This window comes from Pontibacter rufus, assembly GCF_015694705.1.
GTDB classification, from domain to species: domain Bacteria; phylum Bacteroidota; class Bacteroidia; order Cytophagales; family Hymenobacteraceae; genus Pontibacter; species Pontibacter rufus.
Window position 1 is genome coordinate 106,441 of record NZ_JADQDR010000011.1, and the last position, 14,893, is coordinate 121,333.

Annotated in this window: 13 protein-coding genes; 7 read left to right on the plus strand and 6 right to left on the minus strand. The window is 46.1% G+C overall.

Annotation, left to right across the window (positions count from 1 at the left end; all coding sequences use genetic code 11):
- The first annotated feature begins 117 nt into the window (after positions 1 to 117).
- Entirely contained in the window at positions 118 to 1,332 is a 1,215-nt protein-coding gene (locus I2I11_RS17500) for a sensor histidine kinase (RefSeq protein WP_196269033.1), read from the plus strand.
- A 71-nt stretch (positions 1,333 to 1,403) separates the two neighbouring features.
- Here I2I11_RS17500 and I2I11_RS17505 read toward each other — a convergent pair whose 3' ends face one another.
- Together I2I11_RS17505 and I2I11_RS17510 are read right to left on the minus strand one after the other, a co-directional pair.
- Positions 1,404 to 1,808, minus strand: coding sequence for a hypothetical protein (locus I2I11_RS17505; protein WP_196269034.1), 405 nt, complete (start codon positions 1,806 to 1,808; stop codon positions 1,404 to 1,406).
- 87 nt (positions 1,809 to 1,895) lie between these two features.
- The gene (locus I2I11_RS17510) at positions 1,896 to 2,207 is read right to left on the minus strand and encodes a hypothetical protein (protein ID WP_196269035.1); all 312 of its coding nucleotides are present in this window, start codon (positions 2,205 to 2,207) and stop codon (positions 1,896 to 1,898) included.
- 137 nt (positions 2,208 to 2,344) lie between these two features.
- Between I2I11_RS17510 and I2I11_RS17515 the strand changes: the two genes are divergently transcribed.
- Positions 2,345 to 5,632 (plus strand): sensor histidine kinase, encoded by a 3,288-nt coding sequence (locus tag I2I11_RS17515; protein WP_196269036.1) that lies wholly within the window; start codon positions 2,345 to 2,347, stop codon positions 5,630 to 5,632.
- A 27-nt stretch (positions 5,633 to 5,659) separates the two neighbouring features.
- Here the strand turns inward: I2I11_RS17515 and I2I11_RS17520 are convergent, their stop codons facing one another.
- On the minus strand, positions 5,660 to 5,845 hold the full coding sequence (locus I2I11_RS17520) for a hypothetical protein (protein WP_196269037.1): 186 nt from the start codon (positions 5,843 to 5,845) through the stop codon (positions 5,660 to 5,662).
- Positions 5,846 to 6,262: 417 nt separating this feature from the next.
- Here I2I11_RS17520 and I2I11_RS17525 point away from each other — a divergent pair, with 417 nt between their 5' ends.
- From I2I11_RS17525 to I2I11_RS17540, 4 genes are all read left to right on the plus strand, one after another.
- On the plus strand, positions 6,263 to 7,600 hold the full coding sequence (locus I2I11_RS17525; RefSeq protein WP_196269038.1) for a sensor histidine kinase: 1,338 nt from the start codon (positions 6,263 to 6,265) through the stop codon (positions 7,598 to 7,600).
- Between the two features lie 116 nt (positions 7,601 to 7,716).
- The gene (locus tag I2I11_RS17530) at positions 7,717 to 8,094 is read left to right on the plus strand and encodes a response regulator (protein ID WP_196269039.1); all 378 of its coding nucleotides are present in this window, start codon (positions 7,717 to 7,719) and stop codon (positions 8,092 to 8,094) included.
- Complete coding sequence (locus I2I11_RS17535; protein ID WP_196269106.1) at positions 8,091 to 9,137, plus strand: adenylate/guanylate cyclase domain-containing protein; 1,047 nt, start codon at positions 8,091 to 8,093, stop codon at positions 9,135 to 9,137. Before I2I11_RS17530 ends, I2I11_RS17535 begins: the two co-directional genes overlap by 4 nt.
- 178 nt (positions 9,138 to 9,315) lie before the next feature.
- Positions 9,316 to 9,606 carry an isoamylase early set domain-containing protein gene (locus I2I11_RS17540; protein WP_196269040.1) on the plus strand — a complete coding sequence of 97 codons (291 nt, stop codon included), beginning with the start codon at positions 9,316 to 9,318 and terminating at the stop codon, positions 9,604 to 9,606.
- A 131-nt stretch (positions 9,607 to 9,737) separates the two neighbouring features.
- Here I2I11_RS17540 and I2I11_RS17545 read toward each other — a convergent pair whose 3' ends face one another.
- Positions 9,738 to 10,124 (minus strand): hypothetical protein, encoded by a 387-nt coding sequence (locus tag I2I11_RS17545; RefSeq protein ID WP_196269041.1) that lies wholly within the window; start codon positions 10,122 to 10,124, stop codon positions 9,738 to 9,740.
- A 487-nt stretch (positions 10,125 to 10,611) separates the two neighbouring features.
- A complete protein-coding gene (locus I2I11_RS17550; protein ID WP_196269042.1) occupies positions 10,612 to 12,828 on the minus strand; it encodes an acylase in 2,217 nt (738 codons plus the stop codon).
- A gap of 59 nt (positions 12,829 to 12,887) precedes the next feature.
- On the opposite strand from I2I11_RS17550, the gene I2I11_RS21450 reads away from it, so the two are divergent.
- Positions 12,888 to 13,022: a hypothetical protein gene (locus tag I2I11_RS21450; RefSeq protein ID WP_255531393.1), complete on the plus strand. Its 135-nt coding sequence runs from the start codon at positions 12,888 to 12,890 to the stop codon at positions 13,020 to 13,022.
- 269 nt (positions 13,023 to 13,291) lie between these two features.
- Here I2I11_RS21450 and I2I11_RS17555 read toward each other — a convergent pair whose 3' ends face one another.
- Complete coding sequence (locus I2I11_RS17555) at positions 13,292 to 14,617, minus strand: MFS transporter (RefSeq protein ID WP_230680396.1); 1,326 nt, start codon at positions 14,615 to 14,617, stop codon at positions 13,292 to 13,294.
- Between the last annotated feature and the right edge of the window lie 276 nt (positions 14,618 to 14,893).

Genomic DNA, 14,893 nt, shown 5'->3' on the forward strand with positions numbered 1-14,893 from the left:
GAAACACTTCTCTATTCAAGTTTTTATTTTAGCATTAATATTTTTCAATTAAATTAGAGCTACGGCAGGCAGCCCTAATTTAGCAGTTCATCTAAAAGCCAATTTACATTTCCATAAATGATTGATATTCAAGATAGCCTCTTTAAAGATATAGAAGCGGTAAGGCAGATCTCGATTATACCTACCATGCTTGAAGTTATTTGCCAAACAACAGGCATGGGGTTTGCCGCCATTGCACGTGTCACAAACGACAAGTGGCTGGCTTGCAGTGTGTGGGATGAAGTGCAGTTCGGGTTGGAGGAAGGCGGTGAGTTACAAGTAGAGACAACCCTTTGTAATGAAATAAGAGACAGCCGCAAACCTATAATCATTGATCATGTTGATAAAGATCCGCACTACTGCAATCACCACACTCCTAAAATTTATGGGCTTCAAAGCTATATATCTTTCCCCATTATCCTGAAAGACGGAACATTTTTCGGTACCCTTTGCGCAATCGATTCCAAGCCCGCAGATGTGAACAATAGTAAAATTATCGGCATGTTTACCATGTTTACAGATTTGCTGGCTTTTCATTTACAAAGTCAGGATTTACTGGAGCGCAGCTATAATGCTAATATCAAGCTGCAGGACAAAAACAAAATCCTTTCCAATACTAATTTCGATCTCGACACCTTTGTGTATACAGTATCTCACGATTTGAAGGCACCAATATCCAATATAGAGGGCCTAATCGATGCTCTTTCTGACACTGTTAGCAAAGAGAATCTGGACAGAGGCGAGATCAAAAAAATCGTTGGGCTGATGAAGTCATCTCTCAAGCGCTTTGCGGTTACTATCAGAAATCTTACAACAGTTGTTGAATCCGAAGCAAATAGCGATGGTGAAATACATGAAGCAGTAAACATCCCGGCGTTGGTGGAAGAAGTAAAACAGGATCTGAATCAGCAGATAGCAGTGTGTAATGCCCGCATTGAGGTAATCTGCGAAGACAACCTCCTGGTGAACTTCTCAAAAAAGAACCTCAAAAGTATACTATACAACCTTGTAAGCAATGCAATAAAATACCGTTCACCCGAGAGGCCGGCAGAGATACTGGTGAAGGTGGATAAAGTTGATGAAAAAACACAACTTACAGTTAAAGATAATGGGCTGGGAATCCCTCATCACCAGCAAAACAAGGTGTTCACCATGTTCAAACGTTTACACGACCATGTAGAAGGAAGCGGCATTGGCCTGTACATAGTAAAAAGAATTATAGATAACATGAATGGGCAAATTCGGGTGGATAGTACTTTAAACCAGGGCACAACTTTTACCGTCATTTTTTAGAGGTCTTCTATAACCAATTCGCGCAGGCGGTAAAAGGGGATATGATCAGAACAGGTATACACAAGTACCTGCTATCTTTCCTTATCCAGCACAACTGTGAAAAATAAAACTACAGAAGCCAGCAGCACCACCTTCGATAGCAGATCACCTGGCACACGTAGTTTGCTCTTGTCTAACTTTATTACGTTTTCTGCCCCCTCAATAGGCCTTGTTTTGCCATTATTGATTTTGAATTTAACATAATCCCCCTCCTCTAGCTGGCATGTGATATCGTTATACCAGACTACCGTTTCCACTTTTTTCGGAACTCTGATGCGCTTATCTTTTTTGTATACTTCAATGTAGACCAGGTTTCCCTCTTTCTCATTGCCATTGCCGGCACCAGAGCCGCCGGCCTGTCCTGAACGGGCGTACATCAGAGCAGACTGACTTACAAAACCCAGCGGTTTTACCGCAATAACTTTTCCCTGAGGCATAGCTTTATGTCTTTATTTTGTTTTGTATTTATATAAATCTTGCCGCTGACAAATACAAAGGTTCAGTATTCAGCCAATTAGGTTACATTACACCTTTTTTACGTCATATGCATACTTGAAGGGCTTTTTCTCAATTTTAAACTTAACTCTGGTAGCTTTAGGTGTATCACAACTGCCTTCTAAGATTCCATCAGGAAAATCAGCTTCAGGTATAATAAAAAGGAGCTTATCTTGTCTGTTTATGCTTGTATCACCATCCTCTAGTTCACAGGTTTCAATTACCCCTATCTTCATATCTATACCATAGTTTTTCTTTATAAATTCTATGAGATTCTTTATCCATTCATACTCAGGGCTAAGCGGATCAGGTCTTACAGCTTGTATGGTTCCTTGTGGCATAATACAAATATTTTAATTGTTTGAACTTTGATTATCAGGCTTATATGCTTAAAAAACTTAAATAAATATACGGAAAGTTCTTCATACAAGTATACATTATTCGTATATTTAATATTACTTCACCACAACATAATGCAATGTTTAAACATCTAATAATTACCGTTGCTTTCCTGATGGGTAGTTTTAGATTGCCGGCTCAACCTGGTAACCCTTTTATTCAATCCTTCCCTCCTGCTGCGTATCAAAGTAATGCTTACATTTCCAGTCCGCAGAACTGGGGAATCATACAGGATAACAGGGGAATCATGTATGTCAGTAACACGAGTGGCGTGTTAGAATATGATGGAATCTCCTGGCGCCTGGTGAATGGAACAGGTTATGAAGGCCACTTCCGGCTTGCTAAAAACAGCGATGGCAGAATATTTGTCGGGAGCAACAACAATTTCGGCTTTTTAGCACCTGATTCGGTCGGGAAAATACAGTTTGTTTCCCTGTTACCACACCTGAAAGCAAAATACCCGGAATTAACCGCTACCAAGATAGCTGCCGTAGGCCGTAATGTGTATTTCAGTAGCGGACAGCATATTTTCCGCTGGTCCGGGAAAAATTTTAAAGTATGGAACAGCAAAGCAGGCTTTGCACATATATTCTCCTGCCATAACCAATTATATGCCATTGACAAAGCAAAAGGGCTGTGTGTACTGGAACAGGAACAGTTTAAGGCTCTGCCCGGCACCAAAGGTTTTGATACCCTGGAAGTGACAGCCCTGCTTCCTGTTCCAGCCACCAGCGCGCCCGGCCATAATCTCCTGGTGGTCACTTATGGGCATGGCTTGTTTAAGTATAAAGACCAGGCACTGCAAAGGCTGCCCATTAGCCCTGCCGGAGCGCTCGATCGGGAAGCTTTTATGCACGGCATAAGCCTGGCAGACGGTACCATTGCGCTGGCTACTGTTAGCAGAGGTGTTGTGATTATAAACCCTGAAGGAGCGGTAAAAAAAGTAATAGACAAGAAAAGCGGCTTAAATGACAATACAGTTATCCAGCTTTATAAAGACCGGGAAGGCGGTATATGGGCTGCCTTAAACAAAGGCATCAGCCGCCTTGCTTACCCGTCGCCACTATCTTACCTGAACGAAACGTCAGGACTGGAGGGGATTGTACTCTCTATGCTAAAGGTAGGCAACCGCTTATACGCAGGTACTACTTCCGGTTTATACGTAGCAGACGAAGAGGCCATTACAACAGAGTTTCATAAAGTGCCGCAACTGCAAAATGAGGTATGGAAACTGCTGAACCAGGGAGACACGCTTCTGATTGTGAGTTCGCCGGGGGTATATGTGCTGGCCAACCGGGTATTAAAGCGGGTATCTCCACCCAGGGATGAGCGCGTTTACAAGACGGTGTACCGTTCCAAAAGGGACCCTGGCAAGTTCTATATAGGATCATCTGATGGTTTAGCTGTCATCACCCGCCACAAGGGCAGGTGGAAATGGGAAGGTAACATTAAGGGTGTTAACCACGATGTCGTCTGGCTGTCAGAGGACAAGACGCATACCCTCTGGGCATCCTGCAGCAACAACATCTCCGCCATTAACGATTCGCACGAGTATGGCCTGCATCCACCTGTCCGGAACTACAAGCCTCCGGCTGCTTTATCTGAAAAGCTGAACAGGTTTGAAGTTTATAGTATAAACGGCAACATATACTTCGGAACCAGCAAAGGCTTATACAGTTTCCGGAAGCAGGGCAAGCGCCTGCTGTTAAAGCCGGATAGTACATTCGGGGCTATATTCGCAAGAGGCACGCGCGAGGTCATCAACCTGACAGCAGATCCGCATGGCCAAATATGGCTGACCTCCGAGTTTAAAACCGGGCCTTTGCGAAAGAGCCTGGAAAACAAGTATACCTGGGACACCATACCCCTGAGCAAGGTACCGAGGGTAGATGTCTGGAAGATATATGCAGACCCGGAAGGCGTAGTATGGCTGGGCACCACCGAAGGCATATTCAGGTATAACCCCGCCATACCTAAAAACTACAAAACGCAGCCCCAGACTGTTATCAGAAAGATAAAATTATCAGGTGATTCCACTGTTTTCCTGGGCGCCTTTCCCGGCAGCCGTGCTGTCAGCCTCACACAATCGCCACAGTTTAAATTCACGCTGCCGCATGCCGTCAGGTCCATCAGCTTTGAGTTTGCGGCCACTTCCTACGAAGCTCCCGACCAGTTGTTATACAGCTACATGCTGGAGGGCGAAGATAACAGCTGGTCGCGTTGGACTACCGAAACAAAGAAAGAATACACCGGCATTGATGAGGGAGATTATGTATTCAAGGTAAAATCAAAGAACATCTATGGCGCTGAGAGCCTGGCCTCCACTTTTCAGCTCAGTTCCCTGCCACCTCTATACAGGTCTTGGTGGGCTTATGCCTTCTATGGCCTATGCTTTTTAACGGGCTTAATTGTTATAGATCGTTTTCAGCGCCGCCGCCTGATTCAGAAAGAGCGAAAAAAGGCACGCACACGGGAACTGGAACAGGCGCGGGAGATTAAAAAGGCTTACATTGAATTAAAGCAAACCCAGATGCAGCTGATACAAAAAGAGAGAATGGCTTCTCTGGGAGAACTTACTGCCGGCATTGCCCATGAAATCCAGAATCCGCTCAACTTCGTCAACAACTTCTCGGAAGTAAGCAAAGAATTGATTGAAGAACTGCTGGAGGTAAAGAAGAATGAGACGGCGGATTCCAGGCTTGAAGAAGAACTACTGGCAGATATCGAGCATAACCTCTCCAAAATCAGGCATCATGGCCAGAGGGCCGAAGTTATCGTCAAAAGCATGCTCCTGCTCTCCCGCGACAGCCTGGGCGAGCGGCAGCTGACGGATATCAATGCGCTAGTGGATGAGTACCTGCGCCTGACATACGCTGCCACAAAAGCCAGAAACGAGAACTTCACCTGTTCCTTCGACACGCTTTATGATCCGAAGCTAAAGAAAATAGAGGTGGTGCCACAGGAGGTGGGCAATGTGCTGCACAACCTCTTCAGCAACGCCTTTTATGCCGTGCAGCAGAAACAAAAGCTCAACCCTCATGGGTATGAGCCCAAAGTAAGGGTAAGCACCGAAGGCTACAGCGAAAGAGCAGAGATAAAGGTATGGGACAACGGCACAGGTATACCTGAAAGTCTGAAGCAAAAGATATTTCAACCTTTCTTCACCACAAAACCTGCCGGGCAGGGAACAGGTTTGGGCCTCTCACTCAGTTATTATATCGCGAAAGGGCACGATGGTGAGTTACTTGTGGCTACAGAGGAAGGCAGCTGGACAGAATTTACGATTATACTTCCTTATGTTTCTGTAGCCAAACACCGGCCGGAAACCTCTGTTTCACCTCCACCACCTGCAGGCACTTTTACATAGACATCAAAGCCCGCGGGGCAAAGATTCCTACAGCCGGCTGTTTTCTTCCTGCTTTCTCCATTTCTGACTCAAACTCAGCCAGCCAATCACGCTACGGGCGTATTTAGGCAAACTTGAATCAATATTAGTATAAATCCAGAAGCCTATTATCGAAAGGTAAAGCACTAAATTAGGAATAATCCATATCCAGTCGTGCCATGCAAATTGCTCCATATACCTGTTCTTAAAATTAAATTAATTAAACAATTACTATATATACTTACACAAGTATGAAAGGTTTCAGTAGCAGGCTGAAAAAATGCAGCCAAACAGCAATCTATACTTGGGCCTGACTGACCGGAATTAACGAAGGGATACAGACAGGTTGTATGTTGAAGCCGGGGCCTGTGGAATTATGAAATTCATTACAGAATTGCCGGAAGGATCTGAAGCTATATATAGTTTAAATAATTACCTTTAGCTTATACTTACCTTATACTGTAGCAGGCACAAAAGTCGGGGCTATCAAAATACAGGCAAGACGCATTACTGAAAAGCAGCCCAAACCAGGTTCCGGAAGAGTTGCTTTTCAGCCCAAAGTATAAAGTGCACCACACCCTTGATCATTTGTACAGGATAACAGCATAACGTATGCACTTCTTTTCTTTTCTGGCAGCTTTTCTACTCGCAAGGCGATTAAGAAGCCTACTGAAAGAGTCTTATTTATACCCCAAATGGAATAACCTGCTTAATGTTTCGAGTTGGATTATACTCATACTCTTTTTTGTAGCAGGATCTTTTTTTGAAGAGGTAACCAGTGGATTTATAGGTAGTATGCTACTGCTGGGTATGTTGGTATACCTGGATAAGGAACCGGATTTTAAGATATACCGCCCTCTAATAGAGGCGAACTATCCGCTGCTGGCCGTGGGGCTGTTACGAAGCCTTGTACAGGCTATTGCGCCTGAGTTCTACGAAAACTGGGATGAGTATTTCGAGTTTGCACTGGTGGGTGCTTTTATCTGGATATTTGCCCGGTGGGCGAATTCCAAAAAGCAGTTGCAGGAGCTGAGAATTGCCGAAGACCGGAAAGCAGAACTTGAGGTGCTCGTTGCCGAACGAACCACAGAACTGACGCAGCAGCAGGAAACACTGCAGGCGACCATAAAGGAACTCCAGGCCATGCAGGCCCAGCTGGTGCAACAGGAAAAGCTGGCTTCACTCGGCGAACTTACCGCTGGTATTGCCCATGAGATTCAGAACCCGCTAAATTTTGTAAATAATTTTTCGGAGTTGAGTACCGAGTTACTGGATGAACTGAAGGCCGGGCCCTGGCAAACATTACAGGAGTCAGAAAAAGAATATGCTGCCGACATTATGCAGGATCTGACCAAAAATCTTCAGAAAATATCTTTTCATGGCAAACGGGCAGAATCTATCGTGAAAGGAATGCTGCAACACTCCCGCGCCAGTACCGGCCAGAAAGAGCTAACTGATCTGAATGCTTTGGCCGATGAGTATCTGCGACTGAGTTATCACGGCCTGCGGGCTAAAGACAATACCTTTAACGCCAAACTGGAAACCAGCTTTGATGTTAACTTGCCCAGGCTGGAGGTTGTGCCGCAGGATATTGGCAGGGTGCTGCTCAACCTCTTCAACAATGCCTTTTATGCCGTGCAGCAAAAAAAAGCCGCAAGGAGGCACGACGACAGTTACCAGCCGCTGGTGCGGGCCAGCACAGCCTGCCTGGGAGACACACTGGAACTGCGCATCCGCGACAATGGCTGCGGAATACCTGAAAGCATCCGCCATAAAATACTTCAACCCTTTTTCACTACCAAGCCTACCGGACAGGGTACAGGCCTCGGACTATCGCTCAGTTACGACATCATCACCAAAGGGCACCATGGCGAGATGCTGATTGAATCTGAGGATGGGGAATTCTCTGAATTTATCATCAGGTTGCCTGTAAAGGCATCAAATACATAGCCCTAAGGATAGTTCTGCATTCATCCGAAAAACTTATATTTAAATTTAGTGTATTGTTAACAGGGCCTCCATACATTTAGCTATCTTGTATCAGACCATTATTTTGTTTCACTCCTATGAAAATCCTGGTTGTAGATGACGAGGCGGACGTACAGCCGCTTTTTGAACAACGCTTTAGAAAGGAAATCCGAAGCGGCGCTTTAACCTTTAATTATGCGCTCTCCGGCGAGGAAGCCCTGGCCTACTTAACCGAGCATCATTCGGAAGTGGTGCTCATCCTTTCCGACATTAACATGCCGGGTATGAGCGGCCTGAGCCTGTTGCAGCAGATACGGCAGCAGTATGACACCCTCCCTCCTTTTGTTATGATGATTACGGCTTACGGAGACGAGGAAAACTATACACAGGCAATGCAGTTTGGTGCAAACGGCTTCCTGACAAAGCCCCTTGATTTTAATGACCTGAAGCAGAAACTGAAGACACTGGAGGTATAATGGCCAAAATACTCGTAGTTGATGATGAGGTAGATCTGGAGGTGCTGGTCAGACAGAAATTCAGGCGCAAGATACGCGAGAACGCCTATGAATTTATTTTTGCCCACAATGGCCTGGAGGCGCTGGAAAAACTGAAAGAGCATCCGGATCTGGATATTATCCTGAGTGACATCAACATGCCCGAAATGGACGGGCTGACCTTGCTAAGCAAGCTCCCGGAAACCAATCCCATCATCAAAGCGGTAATGGTGTCAGCATACGGCGATATGGAGAATATCCGAACGGCCATGAACAGGGGCGCCTTTGACTTCGTGTGCAAGCCCGTCAATTTCGAGGACCTGGAAAAAACGATGGAGAAAACCATGCAACACGTCAGGCAAACACGCGAAACATTGCAGGCTATCAAAGAAAACAACATCCTGAAGATGTACGTGGACGAGCACGTGCTCAACTTTATGACCCATCAGCAGTTTGAAAGCAGCCTGCTCGTAAACGAAACCGTAGAAGCCACAGCTTTATTCATTGATCTCTGCGGCTTCACTTCCATCACCGAAAAAGTACCGGCAAACACCGTTGTCAGCCTGATAAATAAGTTCTTCGACCTGATGGTAAAAGACATTATAGCACACGATGGCCATGTAGACAAATTTATGGGAGATGCGGTAATGGCCGTATTTCGCGGCGAATACCACCTGGACAAGGCCATAGATGCCGCCCTGGCTGTGAAGGAACACTTTGCAAACGAAGATGAAGTTATTTTAGATTCCTTTTCATTTAAACCGCAGGTAACCATCGGTATAAATTCAGGCGAAATGATTTCAGGCAACATCGGTTCGGTTTCGCTCCGCCGGCTGGACTTTACGGTAATAGGAGATGCTGTAAATTTAGCACAGCGCCTGCAGTCTGCTGCTAAAGCAGGGCAAATCGTTATCACGGAAGAGGTATACGAAAAGGCCAAAACATCTTTCAGTTGTGAGAAAATAGGAGAAGTAAACCTTAAAAACAAAGCAAAGCCTGTTACCATATATGAGGTGGTGGAGTAATCCAGGCATTCGGGATTTATTTATACTTAAGCAATGGGTAGAAGCCCTCGAAAAAGGCAGGTATAAGCGGGTTGGCAAATTACGATTGCGTATGTAAATCGCAGCCCGGGTTAATTAATTGGGTTACTTCTTTTTAGGGTTTGTATAAAAGGCTATATTTTCTCAATAAAAACAAAATATGATAAAGAAAACATACTTCAAAACGAAAGATCATTGCAAGGTCAGGTTTACGGTAGACCACGAGAACGCAGAAACGGTTGAAATACTGGGGTTGCATAATGACTGGAATAACCCAACGCCGATGAGCAGAAAAAAAGGAGGCAGCTTTACTTACGAAACTTCTCTCCCGAAGAACAGCCAGCATGAGTTCAGATACCTGGTAAACAAGACGGAATGGATGAATGATCCGGAAGCGGACAGCCAGAAGCCTAACGAATTTGGCAGCAACAACAGTATACTATCGCTTTAAGAGGCCTTTACCTGAAAGTATAACCCTAATGATAACCGGGAGCCCATAGTAAAAAAGCCGCTTCATGTTAAATGAAGCGGCTTTTTGGATCAGTTTGTCTCGTCCTTTAACTTGCGTACCTGCCTGTTTATTCAGCTTTGCTTATTAGCCAGTCTGGAAATAAGATCATCTAAAATATCCTGGCTGTAGCCAATCTGCCGGGTGAACTCGAGGCAGAGATTGTATTCCCTTTCTTCTATCACACCATCCTGCAACATCATCAGCACCAATGTTTGCAGCTCCATCATTTTTTGCGGCCCATCCTTCGGGATGATAAAAGAGAGTGATGTCAGGTTATCCGTAATTGGGAGGGTGTCCTCTTCTGTTATACCCAGTTGCTGCCCTATCGAAACCAGAAAATCACTTTCCGCCTCATCTATGTACTTGTCAGCAATTGCAGCCATGATCAGGTTCTGAAAAAATGCCATTTTCTTTTCCTTCGTATCGAAGAATCTGTCTAATACTATATCCGTCATCATGTATAGAATTTAAGATTATTAAGAATTTAATCCGCAACCTGATATCCAAAGGCTATCCGCGCATGCAGATTTATTGCGCTACAAATTTAAATCTCCAACGACAGGCAACATGGGTTGCCTGCTCTATAAACGCAGAAATTAACAAAGCACACATACTGCTAATACAATTATTAATTCCTGTCGGCTGTGTCTTAAGCAAAAAGCCGCCTCAATAATCATTGAGGCGGCTTTACCACAGGATTTTAAATCTGTGAAATTATACTAATGAATGCTTCCGGCTTTCGGCGCTTCAGGTTCAGACTTAAGTATAAAGACAAAAGAAAGTATGACAAAGGACGAAAGACCCAAAGTGTGTAATACGTTATTATCCAGATAGTTATACTTGATTTTGCCTTTTTATACTTATACTTAATTCTGTCTGACTACCTATAATGCTGCAGCAGTACTTTTACACAACGGAAGCCTTCCCTGCTGACCAGGTAGAATATTATTTTTTTATACTTACCTTCTCTCCCGGATGGTACGTTGCTTCGGCCCGTCTCTCTACATCCTCACGGTAGTAGGCCACATCTTTAAAGGCAGCATCTGCATAGCGCTGGGCCTGATCATCAAAATGCGGCGAGTTGGGGTCACCACTTTCTCCGCCGGCAAGAAGGGTTTTTGCTTTTACTTTGTCACCGAACTCTACCACCGCGACAAAGCTGTTGCCGGATGTGCCATACAGCCGCTTGGTATCATAAGCCTTAGCGCCAAACGAAGCCAGTGCTCCCCAGCTTCCGGAAGCCATACCTATGGGCAGGCTGGGCAGGGCATCATTAAAGTCCTGCTTAATATCTCCGTTTATCCGCTGGTAGCGGTTAATCTCTCCCCAGGGAGTATTCCATTGGCCAAAATCAGCATCCAGCTGGTCTATAGTTTGGCGGAAGAGCGCCAGGCGTTCCTGCTCAGGCGAATCATTCGCATAATACTGAAAGCGTTCCATCAGATTCAGGCCTTCCGGGGCGCTGCCGTTTTTCAGGGAATTGGTTGCATAAAAATGGGCCAGCGACATGGCCACCGATTCTTTGGAAACAGCATAATCCCAGTTACGCATCACGTCAATGGCTTCCTTCAACTTTGGGTCAGCAGGCTTTTGCTTGTCATACGCCGCAACAAGCCCGGGAATAAGCACTTCGAACCCCGGCAGATACGGATCATAGGCCAGCTTTATCAGCTTGTCTAGTGTCAGATTATCGGCCTTCTTCAGCAGGCGGATCGCATGTATACCGCGGAAGTTCTCAGGCGACTGCGACATGTATACCGGATAATCTTCCTGTTTCGGGCTATAGGCGCCGGCGCTGGTGAACGGGGTGGAATTGCAGTTCTGAATCCAGCCATTGGGCGGGTTTATCACCCGGATGGTTTCTTCCAGCGGGTGCAGCCCATGCCAGTCTGTTTTCGGATTGCTGCCATCCACAGGCTTTGTATAGTCAAAGGAAGTATCGCGTACCGGGAAAAAGTTGCCATGGTAGTAGGCAATGTTGCCATCTGCATCGGCATACACCGTACCGTTCGATGAGTTTGTCCGCATCCGCATCATCTCGTTAAACTCTTCAAAATTATGCTTCTTGGTCCTGGTATACGATTGGATCAGCGCGTCTACGGGTTTCCACATCATGGCCGTCGCTACCCATTTGTCGCCGTTCCGGTGTGTGATGGGCCCGTGGTGGGTGCGGTAGGTGGTGAAGGTTTTTTGCTTTAATTCACCGCCCTCCTTGTAGGACAAGGTAACTTCAGCTGTTGTTACGGGCCGCAGTTCATTGCCATACTTATAGAATAGTTTGCCATCCTGCTTTACAATAGTTTCTTCAAACTCATCCATCACGTCGGCATAAGCGGAAGTATGCATCCAGCCGGTCTTTTCATTAAATCCCTGGTAGATAAAAAATTGTCCCCAGGTAACAGCGCCATAGGCATTCAGTCCTTCCTCGCTCACAGCATGCACTTCGCCACGAAAGAAAAAGGAAGTATGCGGGTTGATCAGCAGCATGGCATTGCCCGAGGCAGTATGTTTTCCGGATATTGCAAAGCCGTTCGAGCCTTTGGGTTCTTCGAGCAGCGCAGGATGCACCAGACCATCCCCGTAATTATTAAGTCCCAGCGACTTACCTGATTCATAAAAAGCTTTAATCCTGTCTGTTGAAATACTTTCGATGTCGCCGCCAATGGAACCTTCGCTGAAGTACATCGGCATCCAGGGCTCAAAGTGGGTCAGCAGTTTAGGCTTTACTTCGGGGTGCGTATACAGGTAATAATTAATACCATCGGCAAAGGCCACACAAAGTTTCCGGAGCCATTCCGGGCTTTTCTCATAGTTTGCGATGGCCTCTTCCTGTGTCATGTATAGTTTGGCGCGCAGATCGCTGTAGAGCATTTCTTTTCCCTCTACCTCCGCCAGCCGCCCGGTAGCCCAGGTATAGTTTCGCTCTACCCTGTTAAAATCATCCTCGCACTGCGCGTATAAAAGCCCGAAAACCGCATCTGCATCTGTCTTCCCATAGACGTGTGGCACGCCAAAATCATCGCGTATAATCGTAACCCGCTCCGCCTGCTCCTCCCATCTGTCCACTTCTTTAGAAGAAGCAACTTTTTCGCTTCCAACACAGGAGAAAAGAAAGGTAATGAAAAGGAGAAAGGGTGCTGTACACTTTAAATAATGTTTCATGAGGTGTTTTAAAGAAGTATACCAGGCACCAATTTAGTTAAAATTGTTAAGACGATTATGTGAAATTATACTTGTTGATTCGCGTATTGCTGTATGGAATGATTGTTTGCTACAAACTGGAGCAGCAGCTACAGCAATCCAAACATGAGGCGGTGGTGCAGGAGGCTTTGCAGGTGCAGGAAGAAGTTGTCTGAATTAGGGTTAGGATTAAAGGATGGACAGGATGGTATCGTATACGCGCTGGTGCGAGCTTGCAGCTCGTACTTCTTTTAATGTTCATGTAACGGGGAAGTACGAGCTGCAAGCTCGCACCAGCAAACCGCATCTGCAAAGAATCCTGTAAATCCCCTCATCCGGCAAATTCTGATTCGGACGAATATCCTGCCTTTGCTGGTGAAAACATGCGGCAAAGATGCTCCTGCAATAGCTTTAGGGCGGATTGCTAAACAGCTTTAGCAATCCATCAGGCCTTTCGCCAGTCCATATCATCCACAATAAGCGTCAGCAAGCCGCCGACAATCATGGAGCAGCCGCCCAGCACCAGGGCATAAATCGCTTCTCCGCCAAATAAGTTATCCATTACAAAGCCAAGTATGGCCCCGGCGATAATCTGCGGTATCACGATAAAGAAGTTGAACACACCCATGTAGTAGCCCATGCGGTTGGCCGGCAGCGCTCCCGCAAGTATGGCATACGGAATAGACAGAATACTGGCCCAGGCAATGCCCACCCCTACCATCGAGAGCAGCAGCATGGTGGGATCTGTGATAAAATAAATCGAAATCAAGCCTATTCCGCCCAGCACCAGGCATATCAGGTGGGTGAGTTTGCGGCTGGTAACATTGGCCAGCGCCGGCAGCAGCAGGGCAAAAACAGCCGAAATGCCGTTGTACACAGCAAAGCACACGCCTACCCAGTTTGCGCCCTGGTGGTACAGTGCAGAGGTAGGATCGCTGGTGCCGTATACGTGGCTGGTCAGGGCGCTCGTGGTATATATCCACATCGAAAAAAGGGCAAACCAGGAAAAAAATTGCACCACGGCCAATTGCAGCATGGTTTTAGGCATACTGAAAATACCGGATACGGTAGCTTTGATACCATCGCTCAAGCTGGTGTTCCGCTTCATTTCTTTATACTCCTCCATATCCTCCGGCGGATTTTCGCGGGTGCGGACAACGGTCCAGAGTACCGCAGAGATAAACACCACGCCGCCGATGTAGAAAGACCACTTTACAGAAGGCGGAATCTCCCCTTCTGGAGCGGTATTAGCTATACCAAACCAGTTGGTAAAAATATAAGGGAGTAACGAAGCCACTACGGCGCCAACCCCAATAAAAAAAGTTTGCATCGCAAACCCTGCAGTTCGCTGACTGGAGGGAAGCAAGTCGCCGACGAGCGCCCGGAAAGGCTCCATCGATACGTTGATGGACGTATCCAGGATCCAGAGCATGCCCACGGCCACCCACAGCACAGAAGCATTCGGCATCACAAACAAAGCCGCAGACGCCAGTATAGCGCCGACAAGAAAGAAAGGCCGGCGACGGCCCAGCACAGAAGACCACGTTTGATCGCTCAGGTACCCGATAATGGGCTGCACCACCAGGCCGGTAATAGGGGCCGCCAGCCAGTAAAGGGCTATTTCGGTGCCGCCAAGCGTTTCGAAAATGCGGCTGACGTTGGCATTTTGCAGGGCAAAGCCAAACTGAATGCCCAGAAAGCCGAAACTCATGTTCCAGATCTGCCAAAAGCTAAGTTTCTTTTTTTCCGTAGCCTGTACTGTTTGTGTCATATAGGAGGAAGTATAAATTAAGTGAAGTAAGATAAGTGTTTTAATGCTATGTGATAACACCTGTTGATTAATTTTTATCAGGCTTTGGAGGCGCTTATTTCGCGCTTGTCAAAGTATAGCTATAAGATTCTCCTTCTCCCGGTAAATTCAGCAAATGAACAAAACAGGGGCGCAGGAGGAAAAGGTTTGTTATCGCAGCTAAATCCATGGAGCCCGGACTTTGTACTTTAAACTGATGTTATGCAATGTTTAGAAAAGCCGTCCATTGCCGTAAGC

Bases quoted from the DNA above. Each gene is read 5' to 3' on its own strand.
- I2I11_RS17500 (WP_196269033.1), top strand. From the start codon at position 118: ATGATTGATATTCAAGATAGCCTCTTTAAAGATATAGAAGCGGTAAGG.
- I2I11_RS17505 (WP_196269034.1), bottom strand. From the start codon at position 1,808: ATGCCTCAGGGAAAAGTTATTGCGGTAAAACCGCTGGGTTTTGTAAGT.
- I2I11_RS17510 (WP_196269035.1), bottom strand. From the start codon at position 2,207: ATGCCACAAGGAACCATACAAGCTGTAAGACCTGATCCGCTTAGCCCT.
- I2I11_RS17515 (WP_196269036.1), top strand. From the start codon at position 2,345: ATGTTTAAACATCTAATAATTACCGTTGCTTTCCTGATGGGTAGTTTT.
- I2I11_RS17520 (WP_196269037.1), bottom strand. From the start codon at position 5,845: ATGGAGCAATTTGCATGGCACGACTGGATATGGATTATTCCTAATTTA.
- I2I11_RS17525 (WP_196269038.1), top strand. From the start codon at position 6,263: ATGCACTTCTTTTCTTTTCTGGCAGCTTTTCTACTCGCAAGGCGATTA.
- I2I11_RS17530 (WP_196269039.1), top strand. From the start codon at position 7,717: ATGAAAATCCTGGTTGTAGATGACGAGGCGGACGTACAGCCGCTTTTT.
- I2I11_RS17540 (WP_196269040.1), top strand. From the start codon at position 9,316: ATGATAAAGAAAACATACTTCAAAACGAAAGATCATTGCAAGGTCAGG.
- I2I11_RS17545 (WP_196269041.1), bottom strand. From the start codon at position 10,124: ATGATGACGGATATAGTATTAGACAGATTCTTCGATACGAAGGAAAAG.
- I2I11_RS17550 (WP_196269042.1), bottom strand. From the start codon at position 12,828: ATGAAACATTATTTAAAGTGTACAGCACCCTTTCTCCTTTTCATTACC.
- I2I11_RS17555 (WP_230680396.1), bottom strand. From the start codon at position 14,617: ATGACACAAACAGTACAGGCTACGGAAAAAAAGAAACTTAGCTTTTGG.